Below are 359 nucleotides of genomic sequence, written 5' to 3'. Positions count from 1 at the left end.
GCTAAACTTAAACTAAATAAAGGTTATACTAGACACCCTTGCTCTCTTTTTAGATTCCTTAGAAAACTTGGCTTTTTTAAAGATATTAAACAACCTTCCAAACCCTATGTTCCTAAACCTTATCATACTCCTACTAAAATTGGTGTTAAAATGCAACTTGATGTTAAATATGTTCCTAATTCTTGTTATGTTGGTAAATACCCTGATAAATTCTACCAATATACAATTATTGACGAAGCCACTCGTGAAAGGTTTATTTATCCTTTTAAGGAACAATCTTCTTATAGTACTGTTACTTTTGTTAAAATGGCTATTAAACACTTTGGTTATATTCCTGAAATTATTCAAACCGATAATGG

The 359-nt window shown here is 29.8% G+C and carries 1 protein-coding gene; it reads left to right on the top strand.

Going from position 1 to position 359, the window contains the following annotated elements; translation table 11 throughout:
* Positions 1-359 (top strand): DDE-type integrase/transposase/recombinase (locus tag VJI93_RS08575; protein ID WP_324000519.1); only part of this gene is annotated, 359 nt, incomplete at both ends.

It is taken from the genome of Parvimonas sp. M20, from assembly GCF_035282425.1.
Taxonomy (GTDB): domain Bacteria; phylum Bacillota; class Clostridia; order Tissierellales; family Peptoniphilaceae; genus Parvimonas.
Note: the sequence above shows the minus strand (reverse complement) of the source record. Positions and strands in the feature narration are given on the sequence as shown.